Source organism: Amycolatopsis sp. NPDC031561, assembly GCF_055580625.1.
The window spans coordinates 26,690-42,500 of sequence record NZ_JBVILA010000043.1 but is presented as its reverse complement, the minus strand read 5'-3'; the positions used below and the strand labels follow the sequence as shown (position 1 = coordinate 42,500).

The following is a 15,811-nucleotide window of genomic DNA, read 5'->3' as shown; positions in this document are numbered from 1 at the left end:
CGCTTTGCGACGGGGGTCGTGAGTGGCAATGCTGGTTCTAACCCTCTTTGCCACTCACGACCCCCCGTCACGAAGCACGCAAAGCGCCCAAACCGGGCAACTGCACCGTGAAAAGTGTCCCTTAAGGACAGTCAAGGCTCCTCAGGTCTCCCGGGGGAGCCTGCCCCCGCCACATTTGACTTACCCCTCAATAAGTGGAGTAACGGTCCTTGATCGCGCACAGATAGAGTTTGCCTTGGGCGGCGTGGTGTTCGGTGATTTCTGGTCAACCACTTCACGTTCGGTGCGTCAGCGGTGAAGTCCCGGCGCACCAGGTCGTTGAGGTTCCCTCCGGTGGGGCCGCCTCGTCAGAGGCGTTCGATGCGGTCGGCCTGCGGGCCCCGGTCGCTCTGACGCACCGTGTACCGGACCCGGTCACCCTTCTGCAGCGGCTCCGATCCCATGATCACGGACGCGTGAGCGAAGAGATCGTCGCCGCCTGCGTCCGGGGTGATGAAGCCGAAGCCGCGGTCGTCGTCGTAGCGCGCGATGACGCCCTCGCCGCCTCGTACGGGCACGTCCCGCGCCGCCGGCCCTGCGGCCGCGGCAGGTGCCGACCGCTGCGGCGCCGTCTGGGGCTCGGCGCCCCGGACCAGGTGCACGTCGCGGGCCTGCGGGCCCTTGTCTCCACTAGCCACCTCGTAGGCGACGCGGTCGCCCTCCGCGAGCCACGTCAGCCCCTCGGCCAGGGCCCGGGCGTGAACGAAGACGTCCCCGGCGCCGGAGTCGGGGTTGATGAAGCCGAAGCCCTTGTCCTCGTCGTACCAGGCCACCGTGCCGTCGGCACCGTCCGAGATACCAGCCGCAGCGGGTGAGCCGGCCCCTGCTCCCAGCGGGATCACGTGCTCGGCCTGCGGGCCGCGCTCGCCTTCGACGATCAGGAAGGCCACCCGCTGCCCCTCGGTGACCACGCCGCCGGTCACGATGGCGGAGCTGTGCACGAAGATGTCGGCGCCGCCGCCGTCCGGCGACGCGAAGCCGTACCCCTTGCCCGGCTCGTACCAGTTGACGGTGCCGAGCAGGCCCACGGCGCTGCCGGTGGCCGCATCGGCGGTGACGCGAACGCGCAGCGCCTGGGGCCCGCGGTCGTTCTCGCCGACCTCGAACACGACGGCCTGACCCTCGCGGAGCACTTTCGCGCCGCCGTCCCCGACGATCTCGGAGGCGTGCACGAACACGTCCGGCGAGCCGTCCTCGGGCGCGAGGAAGCCGAAACCCCGTTCGGCGTCGAACCAACGGACGGTCCCTTGCGGCATAAAAGACTCCAGGTCGAGAGGGCGGGTACTGGCCCCCAGTCTCTCTGACAGACCTCCGGTCCGTCGGGCCGGGTCCTCAGGCGGGCGGTGCGGAGCCAGGGGCGGGCCATGGTTCACCTAGCGACACGCCGAGTTTTGAGACCAGGTCTAAGTCACTGTTCAGTAGCTGGAGCGAATCTGGAGCACGCCGTCCAACCCCCGGCAGCCGTACGAGCCCGTCAACGCCGATGAGTTGCAGATTCCCTCGGATCAAAAGTCGACGTCTCGGCGGTCAAGCGCCCCGGCTGATGCCGACCCGGTCCAGGTAGTCCCGCACGGCGGTCCTGCTCGCGCCGGGTGCGCGCAGCGCGAGGTAGCCATCAGGCCGCACCAGGACGAGGGTGTCCTCGGTGACGCCGTACGCGGTCCGCGCGTGCCCCTCGACGTCCACCAGATCGGCACCGCTGCCCGGCGCGCCGACCGACACCGGCTTGACGCGTCCACTGTGGGCGATGCCGACGTCCTGCAGTGGACCGGCGCAGGACTCGCCGAAGCCGAGCAGGGTGAAATGCGGGCCGCGGAAGACGTCGAACAGCCGCCGTGACTTACCGGAGCTGTCCACGCAGGGCGCGTCGGGCGCACGATCACCGGCGTGCGGTCCATTCCCGCCGTCGCCGTCGACGGACAGCGAGCTGGCCGGGTAGCCGAGCCCGAGCTGCTGGCCGTCCGGGGTGCGCCGTCCACGATGTCCGTGCTGCCACCGTTGACGAACCGCTCCGCGACCCTGCGCAGCCCCTCGGCACTCACGCCGAGCGTCCACGAGGCGACCGGGAGCCGCTCCTCCTGGTAGCTGTCCAGCAGCGACTGCCGCGCGCCGGAACACACCATGGCGAGCTTCCAGCCGAGGTTGTACGCGTCCTGGACGCCGGTGTTCATGCCGAGGCCGCCGGCCGGCGGATGCACGTGCGCCGCGTCGCCGGCCAGCAGCACCCGGCCCACCCTGAACCGGTCGGCCATCCGCACGTTCACCCGGTACGTGGACAGCCAGGTTGCCTTCGAGAGCCGGATGCCGTGCCCGCCGGCGAGATCGTCCACGATCCGGCGGAAGTACGGCAGCGAGGGTTCGGGAAGGCTGCCCTCCGCGCCGAAGTCGCTGAACGGTACGGCCTGCAGTTGCCAGGACCGCTCGTGGCGGAACGGGCACAGGGCCAGGAACCCGCGCCGGCGGACGGTCCACTGGTACCAGGCGTCCGGTTCGAGCCCGCTGAGCTCGACGTCCCCGAGCAGCATGGCCTGCTCCTTGTTCTCGCCCTCGAAGCGCACGCCGAGTGCCTTGCGTACGGTGCTGCGGCCGCCGTCGCAGCCGACCAGGTAGCGCGCGGCCACCCGCTCGCCGGTGCCCAGCACCGCATGCACACCGTTCGCGGACTGGCTGAACCCGGCGACGCCTGCGGCCAGTTCCACCCGCACGCCGTCCTCGGCGAGCCGCGCGCGCAGGATCCGCTCGATCCGCCACTGCGGGATCAGCAGCCCGCCCTCGTAGGGCCGATCCGGTGTGGGTGCCCGCTGGGCGTGCGGGTCGGTCTCGGCAACCAGGTCGCCGTCGAGGTACCGCCGGTGTGGCAGGTGCCGGAACCCGTAGTGCAGCACCTCGTCGGCGACACCGAGGTCGTCCAGCACCTCCTGGGTGCGTGCGGTGAGCCCCTTGCCGCGCGAACCGGGGAAGTGCTCGCCTGCTCGGTCGACGATGCGCACGTCGACGCCCCGGCGGGCCAGCTCGATGGCCAGCGTGAGCCCGGTGGGTCCGGCGCCCGCGATCAGGACGTCGGTCATCGGTCCCCGTCCTGGCGCACTGCCGACGCCGATGCGGCATACATGCTCGCCATCACACCCTCCCTGATCCGTGCGGTCACTGAGGCGATCGGCGGTGACGCTAGCCGGTTTCCAGGCAGGGTGTCCTGGTGCTGGAGGTGGAGATGGGGTGGAGATCTGCCTGGGAAATCTCCACCGCGGTTACTCCCGTGAACCGACGACACGCCCGGGGTGGTGTTCGTAGCGTCGTCATCAACGGTCATGCCGTCGCGATAGTGACCATCGAAGGAGCATCACCCATGTTGATCGGATCCCTGCTGAGTGCCACTGGCCTGTTGTTCGGTGTGCCCACCGCGGTGTGGCTGACCGTGGCTGTCCTCGCCGTGGTGGGCGTGCTGGCCTTCAAGATTCGGAAACGCCGACGGCGTTAACCGCCGGACTCCTGCTGGATATGCCCGTCCGCGGTGACCCCACATGTCTGTCACATCGATATCGCCTGTCATACCGACCAGCGTCGGCAACCGGGACAGGCAATGACAGGACGTGTGGTGGCCGGGTGTGCAGCACCCTCCCAACCGGATGGACGGCGACCTAGTGCAGCGAGCATGAGGTGATTCACGAAGTGTTCGTCACCGAGGACCGCGAGGCCGTTTCTCCCCCGACCTGGTTGAGTTGATCGGGCGCACAGCTGATCAACAGCCGGGCGGCGTGCGCGATGTGGTCACGCAGCAGTTCCTGCGCGTGATCGGCGTCGCGCGCGAGAACGGCGTCGAGTAGTGCTCGATGCTCGGCGGCGACGTCGCGGCCGGGTTCGTTGCCGAGGGACACCGACCACTGCCGGTACAGCTCGGCCTCCTGCCGCAACGACCGTGCCGCGTCGAGCAGCCGCTGGTTGCGGCAGCCGACCAGCAGCGCGTGGTGGAAGGCCGCGTGTGCCTGCGACCACTCGTCGGACAGGTGGCCAAAATCGGCCGGGTCGCGATACGGCGCGCGTTCCAGAAAGTGGTGCGCGGCAACGGCATCGGCCTCCCAGCGGGTGTCGCCTTCCCGCACCGACAGCCCCAATACGAGGGACTCGATCTCCGCCCGCGCCTGTGTCAGTTCGGCCAGATCCTGATGGGACAGCGGCCGGACCAGGTAACCCTGACGCGGCCTGGCCACCACCAACCCTTCGGCGACAGTGGCTGTGGAGCGAGGCCAAAGAAGGCAAGGACCTGGACGCTCAGTACCGCGAGCTCATCTCCGCCAACAGGGACAAGCCGAACTTCTGGAAGGTGCCGCTCTACGATCCCGGCGCAGACACCTACCTGTCCGCGGTGTACCGGACCGGGCCGCTGATGCTGCACGCACTGCGCCGCAGTATCGGCGATGACGCGTTCTTCCGGGTGCTGCCCATCTGGCAGAACCTGCACTGGGGCGGCAATGCCTCGTGGCCGGAGTTCGAACAGCTGGCCAAACGGGTGTCAGGAGTGGACCTCGACGACTTCTTCAAGGCCTGGACGCGGAGCACCACGATCCCGGCTGACCGGTACCTCTATCTCGGCCCGCTGCGGCCGTGAGCTGTTTTGATCAGCCCGCGGCGGGGATTCCGCGCGGGTCGAAGGTGACGCGGACGGCGGTGATCCTGACGTTCTTCGACGACGCGAACATCTACGGCCGCTACCAGCTCCCGGCGACCTGGTAGCGGACGAACTGCCATCCCGCCACAGGACAGAAGAACTACGAACCAGGCCCGTGAACCGTCCACAACGGACAGATCGCCGAGACCTCGAGTAGCACACATCTCGGGTGACACCCTCGGCGTCGGCCACACTGCCCGCCAGCCGGGTAGACGACCCGAAGACCGGTCTCATGGAGCAAGACAAGAGCGATCAGCTTCGGAGCACGCGGCCGGACCACACCTGCCGGATCAGGCGGCCCACCCCGCATAACCCAAACCAGCGACCGCCAAGCGATCTCACGCTCATCTGCATGAGCGGACGTCGGCAAGTCAGCGCGCGAGGTGCTCATCCTAGTTCGGTCGCCCAGCCTGCAACGTCCCGATGTGGTGGGAACGGTCGCTCAGGTGGGCGATTTCCGCGTGGGGGTTGGCGTCGAACAACAGCGCGTCGGCGACGGATCCCACGGCGATGGTCGCCTGTTGACCGACCTTCTCGGCCGATACCTTGTAGGGGCTGCCACGACACCGAGTGCGGTCGGTTGTCACGGAGAAACGCGGTCGTACCAGGCAAGCAAACCCAATACGACGCACCACATCGTCAGCACACGTGCCGTTGCCGCTCGCAATCGCGTATGGGTTCACGACAATGATGGCCCATCGGTACAAGATGGGCAGCGGGCAACGTTGTGCACCCCCGAAAAGGGTGTCCTATGTCGCTACGAGATATCCAGTCATCTATCCACATCGGACTTGACCGTGCTACGAAGGGCGGTTTGACACACGGGGCGGCGACGATGGGGATTTCGGCGCCGAGCATCTCGTTGAGCACACCCAACGCGAACGTGTCGCTGATACCCGCTGCCCACTTGTTCATCGAGTTGAAGGTCAGTGGCGCGACCAGAACAAGGGCTGCGGTGCCGAGCATGATGCCCCGTAGCGAACTTCTCGGGCTCCTAGGTCATCCCGTGGCGGATGTCTGGCGTATCTGGGTCCGCCCCTACCGGAATGTCTGACGTCTTTCGGAGGAGTGCCATTCAGGCAGAACGGCGCAAAACATCCACGAAGAGGTGCAGCAGATCTTTGTACTGCACTGCCCAGGACGATGCTGTCTGCGGAGGCCTGGAGGGGTCAGCGTCCTCTTTGCGTGTAGGCGCGGAGCGACAGCGGGACGAAGATGACCAGTAGCGCGGCCGACCCGCAGCATCACATGATCACGTCGTCGACGACGCTCGGCGCCGCACCTACGTCAGTCTGGGGTTCGAAACAGTCAGGGAGCACATGGGCCTGAACTGCTCGTCCAAGACCTGACCATGATCCGCCTGACGTGCCGGCTTCGTTCGGCAGGCCACACGTGCGTCACCCGGCGGCCCAGTCAGCGCGGGTGTGCCGCAAGTGGGTGTGCATCAGGTTCTCCAAGGCGTCCCAGTCCCTCGCCGCGATCGCGGCGAGGATCTCCCGATGTTCACTGGCCGCTCCGGTGAGCCGGCCGCTTTCCGCCAGCTTCTCCAGGCCGTACAGCCGGGTCTGGTCGCGCAGGTTGGCGATACTTTCCAGCAGTCGGCGGTTGCCCGCGAGCGAGAGAAGGGCCAGGTGGAACCGCCTGTCCGTTTCAAGGAAGCTGGCGACATCACCCTCGCGAGCGGCGCGCTCGATTTCTCCGGCCAGGTCGCCGAGGCGGTCAAGGTCCGCCGGACCCGCCTTCGCCGCCGCGGACAACGTGCCTGGCACCTCGAGGAGCTGACGCATCTCGTAGATCTCGTCGAGGTCTTGCTCCTCCATCGCGACGACCCGGTAGCCCCGGTTCCGCACGGGTTCCATCAGCCCCTGGTTCACCAGCGTCAACAACGCTTCCCGCACCGGACTGCTGGACACGCCCAGTCGCGTCGCCAGCGCGGCCGCGGAGTAGATGTCACCCGGCCGGATTTCGCCGGACACCATCGCCTGCCGAACCACCTCCAGAACCTGGTCCCGCAGGCTCGTGTGCTGCAGGCGAACCGCTCCGTTCTCCGTCAAGACCCACCCCCTTCCTTCCACGGATCTTGACTTCCGCATCCTCTTGGCGCATCTTACTCGTTACCGGTGAACGGTAACCGGTAGCCGGTTACTAAGGAGTAACTTATGGCAAAGGCGTCTGACCTGCGGGGTTACTGCACGTTGTGCCGCTCGCGGTGCGGTGCGGTCTACACGGTCGACAACGGCTTGCTCGTCAGTGCCCGGCCAGATCCCGCCCACCCCACCGGGGCCGCCCTTTGCCCCAAAGGCAGGGCGGCTCCCGAACTCGTGCACTCCACCGAACGCTTGCGCAGTCCTCTGCGGCGGACCACCCCCAAATCCGATCCCGATCCGCGCTGGCGAGAGACCGGTTGGGAGGAAGCCATGACCGAGGTAGCCGAAAGGCTGGGCACGATCCGGGCACGCGATGGGGCCGAGGCGGTCGCCTTCTCGGTGACCTCCCCCAGCGGAACACCGATGTCGGATTCGATCGACTGGGTGGAACGGTTCATCCGGCGCTTCGGCAGCCCGAACACGCTGTACTCGACTGAGATCTGCAACTGGCACAAGGACTTCGCGCACGCCTTCACGTTCGGCAGCGGACTGCCGGTCCCGGACTACGCGAGTACCGATCTCGCTGTCCTGTGGGGTCACAACCCGGCGAAGTCCTGGTTGGCTCAATCCGCGGCGTTGGCTGAAGCACGCGCCCGAGGGGCGAAACTCGTCGTGATCGACCCTCGACGGTCCACGAGCGCGCTCCAAGCCGATCATTGGCTGCGGGTTCGGCCCGGGACCGACGGCGCCCTCGCTCTCGGAGTCGCCGGGCAGTTGCTCTCCACGCGAGGTCACGACGAGGCGTTCGTGCGAACGTGGACCAACGGACCGCTGCTGGTCCGGATCGACACCGGCAGGTTCCTCCAAGCGAAGGACATCGATCCCGAGCTGTCCGGCTACGTGGTTTGGGACGAACTGGCGGGACGACCCGAACCGTTCGATACCACGCAGGCGGCCTCCCAACCGGAGCGTTTCGCTCTGACGGGACGTCGACGAGTAACCACCCGGACAGGGCCGGTGGACTGCGTGCCGGCGTTCGACCACTACGCCCAGGCGTGCAGCGCCTGGTCGCTGGACCGGACCGCGGCCGTGACCACGATCGACCCGGCCGCCATCGAAGCCTTCGCCGCGGAACTGGCCACTGCTCAGTCGGTTTCTTACGCCGCGTGGTCCGGCGTCGGCCAGCATACGAACGCCACGCAAACCGAGCGAGCGATCGCCACGCTCTACGCGCTCACCGGCAGCTTCGATGTCCCGGGCGGTAACGTGATCCTGCCCAAGCTTCCCGTCAACCCGGTGACCTCGCCCGATCAGCTCGGCGAGCCGCAACGAGCCAAGGCCCTGGGGCTGGACCGGTTCCCGCTGGGCCCGCCGGCACAAGGCTGGACCAACGCACGCGACTTCTGTCACGCGGTCCTCGAAGGCGAGCCCTACCCGGTACGCGCACTGGTTTCGTTCGGCGGAAATCTCCTGCTGTCCCAACCTGATCCACGGCGGACCGCGGAAGCGTTGCGCAGCCTGGACTTCGGCGTTCACCTCGACCTTTTCGAGAACCCCACCTCGCGGTTCGCGGACCTTCTTCTCCCTGTGCAGACGCCTTGGGAACACGAGGCGATCAAAGTTGGCTTCGAGATCACTCGCGCCGCCCAGGAACGAGTCCAGCTGCGACCACAGATGACCGCCCCTGTCGGCGAATCGCGTTCGGACACCGAAGTCGTCTTCGACCTGGCGGTACGGCTTGGATTCGAGGCCGACTTCTTCGGCGGCCACGTCGAGGACGGCTGGAACCACCAGCTCGGCCCGCTCGGCGTCACCGTCGAAGAACTCCGTCGCTCGCCCGGCGGAATCGACCTGCCACTGAGGACCCGCCACCGCAAGTACGCCGAGGAATCGGAGGACGGCTCCGTGGCAGGGTTCGCCACGCCCACGCGCCGGGTCGAACTGTATTCCGAACGGCTCGCCGAGTACGGGCAGTCACCCGTTCCGGACGCGCACCCACCCGCACCCGATTCCCGGTATCCGCTCGTGCTCACCTGCGCCAAGAACGGCTACTTCTGCCACAGCCAGCACCACGGGATTTCTTCGCTACGGAAGCGTTTCCCCGAACCGACCGTCGAGCTGAGCACCGAGCTCGCCCACGACCGCGGGATCGTGGACGGGCAATGGATCAGCATCACGACCTCGCGAGCCACCATCCGGATGCGGGCGCGGATCGACCCGGCGCTTCACCGCGACGTCGTCGTCGCCGAATACGGCTGGTGGCAACCCGCGCCCGACCTGGCCTTGCCGGGCTCGAACCCACTCGACGACGGCGGCACCAACTACAACCTGCTGATCGGCGACGAGGCACGCGACCCGATCAGCGGCTCCGTGGGCCTGCGCTCGACTTTCTGCGACGTCCAAGCGGACGAGCCCGCGCCCTGGACGGCTCAGCGTGAATTCGTGGTCGAGAACACCGCCTACGAAACGGACGAGATCATGTCCGTCGAACTGCGTCCCGCCGATGACGGCCCGCTGCCGTCGTTCCGCGCCGGGCAGCACGTGACGGTCGCGTGGCGTGATGATCCCGGCCTCACCCGTAGCTACTCCCTCATCGGGACCGCGACGGGAGTACGAACCACGTACGCGCTCGCAGTACGACGGGTCGACGGCGGCCACTTCTCACCGACTGTCCACGAGCGGCTGCGTCCCGGCGAAAGGGTGCTGGTGACTCCACCATCCGGGGGCTTCGCCATCCCACTCAGCCATACGCGACCGATCGTGCTCCTGGCCGCCGGCATCGGCATCACCCCGTTCCTGAGCTACCTCGAAACCCTCACCGAGCTGCCTGCGACCGCACCAGAGGTCGTCCTTCACTACGGCAACCGGGACAGCGCGAACCACGCGTTCCGCGAACGGCTCGCCGCACTCACCGCGGCACTCCCCACAGTCCACGTCGTCGACCACTACAGCCGGCCCGCCCCGGAAGACCGCTATGACGCACGTGGGCGGATTTCGGCCGGAAGTGTCGATGCCGCACTGATCCGCAAGCGTGCGCGCTTCTACCTGTGCGGACCCGAGACCATGCTCGACGAGGTGACCGCCGGGCTCGTCGCGCGAGGAGTCCCGCGGTTCGACGTCTTCAGTGAGAAGTTCCACGCGCGACCCGCGCCGATACGGATTCCCGACGACGCCACCGCGATCGTGACGTTCGCCCGCACCGGACGCGAGGTCACCTGGGCCAAGTCCGACGGCACACTGCTGCAACTGGCCGAGAAGAGCGGCATCTCGATGCCGAGCGGCTGCCGCGTCGGCCAGTGCGAGAGCTGTTCGGTCCCCGTGCTCGACGGGACGGTCTCGCATCTCGTCACGCCATCCGAGGATCTCCCGGACGACCACTGCCTCACCTGCCAATCCGTGCCGACATCAGACCTTGTGCTCGACGCGTGAACGAGAAAGGACCACCGTGTACACCGTCTCCGCCGAGGAAACCGCCGCCGCATTGCCGTTCGGCGCGCTGATTCCCGCCCTGCGCGAGGGTCTTGCCCGCGGGGCAACCACGCCCCCACGCCATCACCACCAGATCGACAAGACGGCGGGCTCCACGTTGCTGCTGATGCCTTCCTGGCGCTCAGGCGGCTTGCTCGGAGTCAAGCTGGTGAACGTCTTCCCCGAAAACAGCGCAAAGGGCCGCCCCGCGCTGTCCTCGGCCTACGTTCTCGCCAGCGCGGACACCGGGGAACACCTCGGGGTCATCGACGGGAACGAACTGACCCGTCGGCGCACGGTCGCCACCGCGGCACTCGCCTCCTCCTACCTCGCTCGCCCGGACAGCCGCGTCCACCTCGTGGTCGGCGCCGGCCACGTCGGATCGCTCGCCGCCGAGGCCCACGCGGCCGTACTCGGCATCCGCACCGTCCTCGTGCACGACCAGCGTCGCGAAGCCGCCGCCGCACTGGTCACCAGGCTCCGGGAGTCCGATGTGGATGCTCATGTCGCCGACGACCTCGACACGGCGATCCCCCGGGCCGACGTGATCTCGTGCGCCACACTCGCCACCAGCCCGATCATCCGAGGCGAGCTGCTGACCCCCGGCACGCATCTCGACCTCGTCGGCAGCTTCCGCCAGGACATGCGCGAAGCCGACGACACCTGCCTGACCCGCGGAACGCTGTACATCGACAGCGAGATCGCACTCGACGAGTCCGGCGACCTCACCCAGCCCCTCCTCGACGGCATCATCACCCGCGATGCCGTCGCGGCCACCCTCCCGCAGCTCTGCCGACGGGAAGCACTCGGCCGCAGGGACGACCACCAGATCACCGTGTTCAAGGCAGTGGGAACGGCATTGGCCGACTTGGCGGCCGCAGCCCTCGTCCATCGCGGCCGTGTCCAGCAGGCCGGCTGACCCACCGGGAGCTCCGCATGACATCGCCCGATTCACCATTCATCACCGAGCCGCCCCACGGCCGTCTGGCACGCATCGCCACCCGCAGTGCGGCCTGGTCTGAAAAATGGTTCCCCAACACACTCGTCTTCGCACTGCTCACCGTCGCGGTAGTCGCAGTCGCCGCGATGGGGATCGGTTCGTCACCCGCCAAGGTCGCGACCGTGTTCGGGGACGGATTCTGGGATCTGATCCCCTTCACCATGCAGATGGCCATGGTCGCCATCGGCGGTTACGTCGTCGCCACCGCCGGGCCGGTCCGCAAAGCCATCACCCGGCTCGCCCGCGTCCCCGGCAACCCGCGCGCGGCCATCGCCATGGTCGCCGCGGTCAGCCTGCTCTCAGCGCTCCTGAACTGGGGGTTCAGCCTCATCTTCAGCGCGCTTCTGGTGCGGCGGCTCGCGGAGCGACACGACCTGCGCATGGACTATCGGGCCGCGTCCGCCGCCGCCTATCTCGGCCTCGGCGGGAGCTGGGCACTCGGCCTCAGCTCCTCCGCCGCGCAACTCCAGGCCAACCCCGCCAGCATCCCCAAATCGCTGCTCCCGGTCACCGGCGTCATCCCCTTCCGAGAGACCATCTTCACCTGGCAGTCCCTCCTGCTCGCCGCGGTCGTCGTGGTCGTGTGCGTGATCGTCGCGTTCCTGACGGCTCCTCGCGCGTCGGCCGCTCGCACCGCGGCGGATCTGGGCATCGACCCGCGTGATCCCGTCGAGGACGACACTCCGCGGTCACGCCCCGGCGAATGGCTCGAGTACAGCCCGCTGCTGACGATCGTCGTCGTCGCCCTGGTCGGCGGCTGGGCCGTTCAGGAGTTCGCCGACAACGACCCCATCGTCGCGATCTCCGGCCTCAACACCTACAACCTGCTCTTCCTCACACTCGGGCTGCTGCTGCACTGGCGCCCCCGCCGATTCCTTGCGGCGGTCACCAAAGCAGTCCCCGCCACCGGCGGTGTCCTCATCCAGTTCCCGTTCTACGCCGGTATCGCCGCGATCATGACCAAGGCTACCGACAGTGCCGGCACGTCGATCTCCCATCACCTCGCCGCGCTCTTCACCTCCGCGGGCAACGACACCACGTTTCCGCTGTTGATCGGCGTCTACTCGGTGGTGCTCGGCTTCGTGATCCCCTCAGGCGGCGGTAAATGGATCATCGAGGCGCCGTACGTGATGCAGGCCGCGAACGACGCGCACGTGAACCTCGGCTGGACGGTCCAGATCTACAACGCCAGCGAGGCCCTGCCCAATCTGATCAATCCCTTCTGGATGTTGCCCTTACTCGGGGTTCTTTCCCTCAAGGCACGCGACATCGTCGGCTACACGTTCGTCTACCTCATCGCGTTGTTCCCGATCGTGCTCGGACTGCTGACGTTGCTGTCGGCGACCTTGCCCTACCACCCGCCCATCCTGCCCTGACGCGGAGGCACAGTCATGACCCTGGACAGCGTTTCGAGCACGTCGTACGAGAACCCTCGACTCAAGGGCTCTTCCACGCCCCCGCACGGAGGACACCATGCCCTAGCGCCAGCAGACTGGTCTCACCGTCGACTACTACGGCCCCCGCTTTTTGCTGCGTCACAAGGCCTAACACCTGCCGCTGACTCCCGCATTCTTCGAGTGGGCACCCAGGTCCTCGACGACCGTGACCAAGGTTTGTCGTCATGACACTTCGCCGGGGGAAGCGTGCGTACGTCGGGTCGGGTGCCGCGTTACGAACGCCTGTTTCGCAGCATCTGCTCTCCTGCGTCCACATAGGACTCGAAGAAGTCCGCGACCTCCGCGAGCCGGGACTGGGCGCGTTCGTCCTCCGCACTCGTCGTTCCGGTCCGGAGCACCCGGACGAAGGCCCGCGTCCGCTCGTGACTGGCCGCGAGGAGCTGCTCGAACCCGCCCACCACCTCGACGAGCAGCCGGCGACTACCCGGCTGCGGGATGGTCCTGGCGAGCCCCCAGGAGACCAGCTCGCGGACGGCCACGCTCACCGCTCCCTTGCTGAGGCCGAGTGCCTCGCCGAGTTCGTCCAGCGACACGGGACCCGCGTTGAGCAGAAGCCGCCCGTAGACCCGGCCCGTCGCCCGGGGCAGGTTCCACGACGCGAGGAAATCGCCCATCGCCGTGGCGAACGCGGCCCGGTCGTCGGCCGCGGTCATACCGGGCGCTCCTCGATCGTCGCGTCCCAGCCGTTGATGATGTCCCGGATCGCCGTGCTCACCGCGTCCGCCGCGTCGAGGGTGACCACGTGTCCGGCATCGGGAACGACGTGCTCGGTCATGCCTTCGGCCCGCGCCCAGCGAGGCATCGCCACCGCGATGTTGCCGGTGCGGTCGCGGTCGCCGCGGATGAGGCCCAGTGGCACGGGAGTGCGGTAGCCCGGTTCCGGGGCGACGAACGACACCGTGGCCCGCCAGACGTCGAGGAAGACCTGTTTGGGCATGTTCGCGAACGTCGCCTCGGACTCGGCGATCCCTTCCGGAGTCACGGCCGAGGCCCTGGCCATGAGACCCGGGAGCCGCGAAGCGGGGATGAGGGCGAGCGCCGGAGCGACGAGTTTCAGCGAGAACCGCTCGACCGCGGTGAGCGGACCGGTGTTCCACGCCGAGTCCACGACGACGAGACCGGACACGCGCGCGGGAAAGCGGCGGACGAGTGCCTGCGCGAGGTTCCCGCCGAGCGAGTGCCCGACGAGGACCGGACGGTCGAGACCGAGGTGATCGAGGAGGGCACTCAGATCGTCGAGCGCGCTCTCCGCGGTGAACCGGACACCCGGCGCGAGGCTCGACTCGCCATGGCCCCGCTGATCCCAGCTGACCACCCGGTGACCAGCCTCGTTCAGGGCCAGTGCCTGCGCGTCGAACATCCGGTGGTCCATCCCGGCGCCGTGCGTGAAGACGACAGGACGCCCGGCCCCCGCCAGATCGCAGTACCGCAGAACCCCACCGTCGCGAGTGAGCACCCGATCCAAATTCACCATATTCTATATATAGACTACATGGCGTGCCGGGCCGAAAACTGACCCTGGAGTCCCCCGCCGTGCGCTGGCGTGAGCACGCTGGAGCATCGACTGGACCCAGCGGCTGGTCGGCAACCGCAAGGAGCGGATGCTGATCAGCGGTGTCGGCAGGCCGGGTGATCACTGGTCGGCGTAGCGCTTGGCGAGCTCCTCCTCTCGGGCGGTGGGCCAGGGGCAGCGGATGTCGCCTTGGGTGGCGGCGAAGAAGAGTTCCATGTGCACGTGCCAGGCGGCGAGGGCTTCGGGGCCGTGTGCGTTTTCTTGGAAAAGGGTCACGGTGGTGCCCTGCAGACGTTCGTGTTGGAACTCCCAGCGCACGACGCCCCGCGGGATCCCGTCCTGGAGCCACTCGTACTCCAGCAGGTGGGGTGCTTCGGAGCGGGTGAGCTTGCCCGGGGTGATGCCGGGGTGGGCGGCACGGGTGGGAACGGTGTCGGTGGCGCCTTCGGTGAGGAGGGCCCAGATGTCGTCGAGCGGGGTCCAGGCGAGGTCGCGGGTGAAGTGGATGCCGTCGGGGTTGTCGGTGCCCTCATCGAGGCCGAACTTCGCGATGTAGTGCTCGATGCGCGAGAGCCACTCGGTGGGTGGCTCGAACTCGGTGCCGTCGGCGTGGGCGACCAGGGCGTCCAGGCAAGTGATCCAGCCGGGGACCTCGCGGCCGGCGGAGAGCTTCGACGAGACCACGGCGGTGAACACCAGCAGGCAGCCGTCGGCCTGAGGGAGGATCTCGAAGCGCAGCACGTCGTTCGCCCAGCGGAAGGCGAAGACCTTCGGCGGGTCGGACTCGAGCAGTTCGCCCTCGCCGCCGTCGGCATCGACCGGGGCGGCGTCCGGGAAGGTGAAGCGCAGGGTGCGACCGTCGATCGTGACCTCGGCCGGGAACCAGTGCTTCATCTCGGCCGGTTCGGTGACCACTCGCCAGACCTTCTCCGGCGAGTGCCGCAGCCGGCGCTCGAAGCGCAGCACAGGTTTGCCCTCGATCATCTGCAGTTCCGCGTCCACGGGTCAGTCCCCTTCGATCTCGTCGAGTCGGTGTTCGAGCGCGTCCAGGCTCTTCTCCCACATCGCGCGGTAGGGCGCGAGCCAGGCCTCGATCTCCGCCAGCGGGCGCGGGTTGACGCGGTACCAGCGGCGCTGGGCGTCCGTGCGCACCTCGACCAGGCCAGCCTCGCGCAGCACCTTGAGGTGCTTCGACACGGTCGGCTGGGTCAGCGTCAGCCGGTCGACGAGGTCGCCGACCGGCTGCTCGCGTTCACGCAGCAGGTCGAGGATCTCCCGGCGACTCGGATCCGCCAGCACGACGAAGGTAGATGCCATGAAAGCAATATAGCCGAAGAAGCATATAAGTGCTCGGTGCGCCCGCCACGCGGCTCGACGCGGCGGTTCAGTTGTTCAGGCGGATGGCCACGTCCGTGGTCCACCTGTGCGGGTCGAGCTCCACCGCAGACCGAGACTCGACTACGGCGAGCTCGGCGAGTCAGCAAGTCGAAGCCCGTACGGCTCTGGGCGACATCCTCCACCCGGGCGGTCATCCACATTTAACCCGGCTGTCACGCTGACCAGCCACATGCCTCGAATGCG

14 protein-coding genes and 2 pseudogenes are annotated in these 15,811 nt (G+C 67.8%); 6 read left to right on the top strand and 10 right to left on the bottom strand.

Features of this window, described 5'->3' with window-relative positions; genetic code table 11:
* Positions 1–196: 196 nt before the first annotated feature.
* The 3 genes and pseudogenes from ACZ5IK_RS43435 to ACZ5IK_RS43425 all read right to left on the bottom strand — a co-directional run.
* Positions 197–320, bottom strand: a pseudogene (locus ACZ5IK_RS43435) (IS3-like element ISAar45 family transposase); the annotation flags it as partial.
* Between the two features lie 27 nt (positions 321–347).
* Entirely contained in the window at positions 348–1,295 is a 948-nt protein-coding gene (locus ACZ5IK_RS43430; protein WP_465493074.1) for a cold-shock protein, read from the bottom strand.
* A gap of 271 nt (positions 1,296–1,566) precedes the next feature.
* Positions 1,567–3,107, bottom strand: a pseudogene (locus tag ACZ5IK_RS43425) (FAD-dependent oxidoreductase).
* A 278-nt stretch (positions 3,108–3,385) separates the two neighbouring features.
* On the opposite strand from ACZ5IK_RS43425, the gene ACZ5IK_RS43420 reads away from it, so the two are divergent.
* Positions 3,386–3,517, top strand: a complete 132-nt coding sequence (locus tag ACZ5IK_RS43420) for a hypothetical protein (RefSeq protein WP_465493073.1) — start codon at positions 3,386–3,388, stop codon at positions 3,515–3,517.
* Between the two features lie 184 nt (positions 3,518–3,701).
* Here ACZ5IK_RS43420 and ACZ5IK_RS43415 read toward each other — a convergent pair whose 3' ends face one another.
* Positions 3,702–4,247 carry an FCD domain-containing protein gene (locus tag ACZ5IK_RS43415; protein WP_465493072.1) on the bottom strand — a complete coding sequence of 182 codons (546 nt, stop codon included), beginning with the start codon at positions 4,245–4,247 and terminating at the stop codon, positions 3,702–3,704.
* Positions 4,248–4,360: 113 nt separating this feature from the next.
* Here ACZ5IK_RS43415 and ACZ5IK_RS43410 point away from each other — a divergent pair, with 113 nt between their 5' ends.
* Positions 4,361–4,645 carry a hypothetical protein gene (locus tag ACZ5IK_RS43410; protein ID WP_465493071.1) on the top strand — a complete coding sequence of 95 codons (285 nt, stop codon included), beginning with the start codon at positions 4,361–4,363 and terminating at the stop codon, positions 4,643–4,645.
* Entirely contained in the window at positions 4,642–4,770 is a 129-nt protein-coding gene (locus tag ACZ5IK_RS43405) for a hypothetical protein (RefSeq protein WP_465493070.1), read from the top strand. The genes ACZ5IK_RS43410 and ACZ5IK_RS43405 overlap by 4 nt, the downstream gene beginning before the upstream one ends.
* Positions 4,771–5,344: 574 nt before the next feature.
* Here ACZ5IK_RS43405 and ACZ5IK_RS43400 read toward each other — a convergent pair.
* Positions 5,345–5,671: a flavoprotein gene (locus ACZ5IK_RS43400; RefSeq protein ID WP_465493069.1), complete on the bottom strand. Its 327-nt coding sequence runs from the start codon at positions 5,669–5,671 to the stop codon at positions 5,345–5,347.
* Between the two features lie 431 nt (positions 5,672–6,102).
* Positions 6,103–6,759, bottom strand: a complete 657-nt coding sequence (locus ACZ5IK_RS43395) for a GntR family transcriptional regulator (RefSeq protein WP_465493068.1) — start codon at positions 6,757–6,759, stop codon at positions 6,103–6,105.
* 105 nt (positions 6,760–6,864) lie between these two features.
* Between ACZ5IK_RS43395 and ACZ5IK_RS43390 the strand changes: the two genes are divergently transcribed.
* The 3 genes from ACZ5IK_RS43390 to ACZ5IK_RS43380 are packed head-to-tail and all read left to right on the top strand — an operon-like array spanning position 6,865 to position 12,636.
* Positions 6,865–10,221 carry a molybdopterin-dependent oxidoreductase gene (locus ACZ5IK_RS43390; protein WP_465493067.1) on the top strand — a complete coding sequence of 1,119 codons (3,357 nt, stop codon included), beginning with the start codon at positions 6,865–6,867 and terminating at the stop codon, positions 10,219–10,221.
* A 16-nt stretch (positions 10,222–10,237) separates the two neighbouring features.
* A complete protein-coding gene (gene lhpI, locus ACZ5IK_RS43385; RefSeq protein WP_465493066.1) occupies positions 10,238–11,179 on the top strand; it encodes a bifunctional Delta(1)-pyrroline-2-carboxylate/Delta(1)-piperideine-2-carboxylate reductase in 942 nt (313 codons plus the stop codon).
* Between the two features lie 17 nt (positions 11,180–11,196).
* Positions 11,197–12,636 carry a short-chain fatty acid transporter gene (locus tag ACZ5IK_RS43380; protein WP_465493065.1) on the top strand — a complete coding sequence of 480 codons (1,440 nt, stop codon included), beginning with the start codon at positions 11,197–11,199 and terminating at the stop codon, positions 12,634–12,636.
* Positions 12,637–12,929: 293 nt separating this feature from the next.
* On the opposite strand, the gene ACZ5IK_RS43375 is transcribed toward ACZ5IK_RS43380, so the two are convergent.
* The 4 genes from ACZ5IK_RS43375 to ACZ5IK_RS43360 all read right to left on the bottom strand — a co-directional run bounded on the left by ACZ5IK_RS43375 (position 12,930) and on the right by ACZ5IK_RS43360 (position 15,547).
* Complete coding sequence (locus ACZ5IK_RS43375; RefSeq protein WP_465493064.1) at positions 12,930–13,370, bottom strand: GbsR/MarR family transcriptional regulator; 441 nt, start codon at positions 13,368–13,370, stop codon at positions 12,930–12,932.
* Positions 13,367–14,191, bottom strand: a complete 825-nt coding sequence (locus ACZ5IK_RS43370; protein ID WP_465493063.1) for an alpha/beta fold hydrolase — start codon at positions 14,189–14,191, stop codon at positions 13,367–13,369. Before ACZ5IK_RS43370 ends, ACZ5IK_RS43375 begins: the two co-directional genes overlap by 4 nt.
* Before the next feature lie 159 nt (positions 14,192–14,350).
* The gene (locus ACZ5IK_RS43365) at positions 14,351–15,232 is read right to left on the bottom strand and encodes an SRPBCC domain-containing protein (RefSeq protein ID WP_465493062.1); all 882 of its coding nucleotides are present in this window, start codon (positions 15,230–15,232) and stop codon (positions 14,351–14,353) included.
* A gap of 3 nt (positions 15,233–15,235) precedes the next feature.
* Positions 15,236–15,547, bottom strand: a complete 312-nt coding sequence (locus ACZ5IK_RS43360; RefSeq protein WP_465493061.1) for an ArsR/SmtB family transcription factor — start codon at positions 15,545–15,547, stop codon at positions 15,236–15,238.
* Between the last annotated feature and the right edge of the window lie 264 nt (positions 15,548–15,811).

Excerpts from the sequence above, each read along its gene's own strand:
- ACZ5IK_RS43430 (WP_465493074.1), bottom strand. The coding sequence starts at position 1,295 with ATGCCGCAAGGGACCGTCCGTTGGTTCGACGCCGAACGGGGTTTCGGC.
- ACZ5IK_RS43420 (WP_465493073.1), top strand. The coding sequence starts at position 3,386 with ATGTTGATCGGATCCCTGCTGAGTGCCACTGGCCTGTTGTTCGGTGTG.
- ACZ5IK_RS43400 (WP_465493069.1), bottom strand. The coding sequence starts at position 5,671 with ATGCTCGGCACCGCAGCCCTTGTTCTGGTCGCGCCACTGACCTTCAAC.
- ACZ5IK_RS43390 (WP_465493067.1), top strand. The coding sequence starts at position 6,865 with ATGGCAAAGGCGTCTGACCTGCGGGGTTACTGCACGTTGTGCCGCTCG.
- ACZ5IK_RS43380 (WP_465493065.1), top strand. The coding sequence starts at position 11,197 with ATGACATCGCCCGATTCACCATTCATCACCGAGCCGCCCCACGGCCGT.
- ACZ5IK_RS43375 (WP_465493064.1), bottom strand. The coding sequence starts at position 13,370 with ATGACCGCGGCCGACGACCGGGCCGCGTTCGCCACGGCGATGGGCGAT.
- ACZ5IK_RS43370 (WP_465493063.1), bottom strand. The coding sequence starts at position 14,191 with ATGGTGAATTTGGATCGGGTGCTCACTCGCGACGGTGGGGTTCTGCGG.
- ACZ5IK_RS43360 (WP_465493061.1), bottom strand. The coding sequence starts at position 15,547 with ATGGCATCTACCTTCGTCGTGCTGGCGGATCCGAGTCGCCGGGAGATC.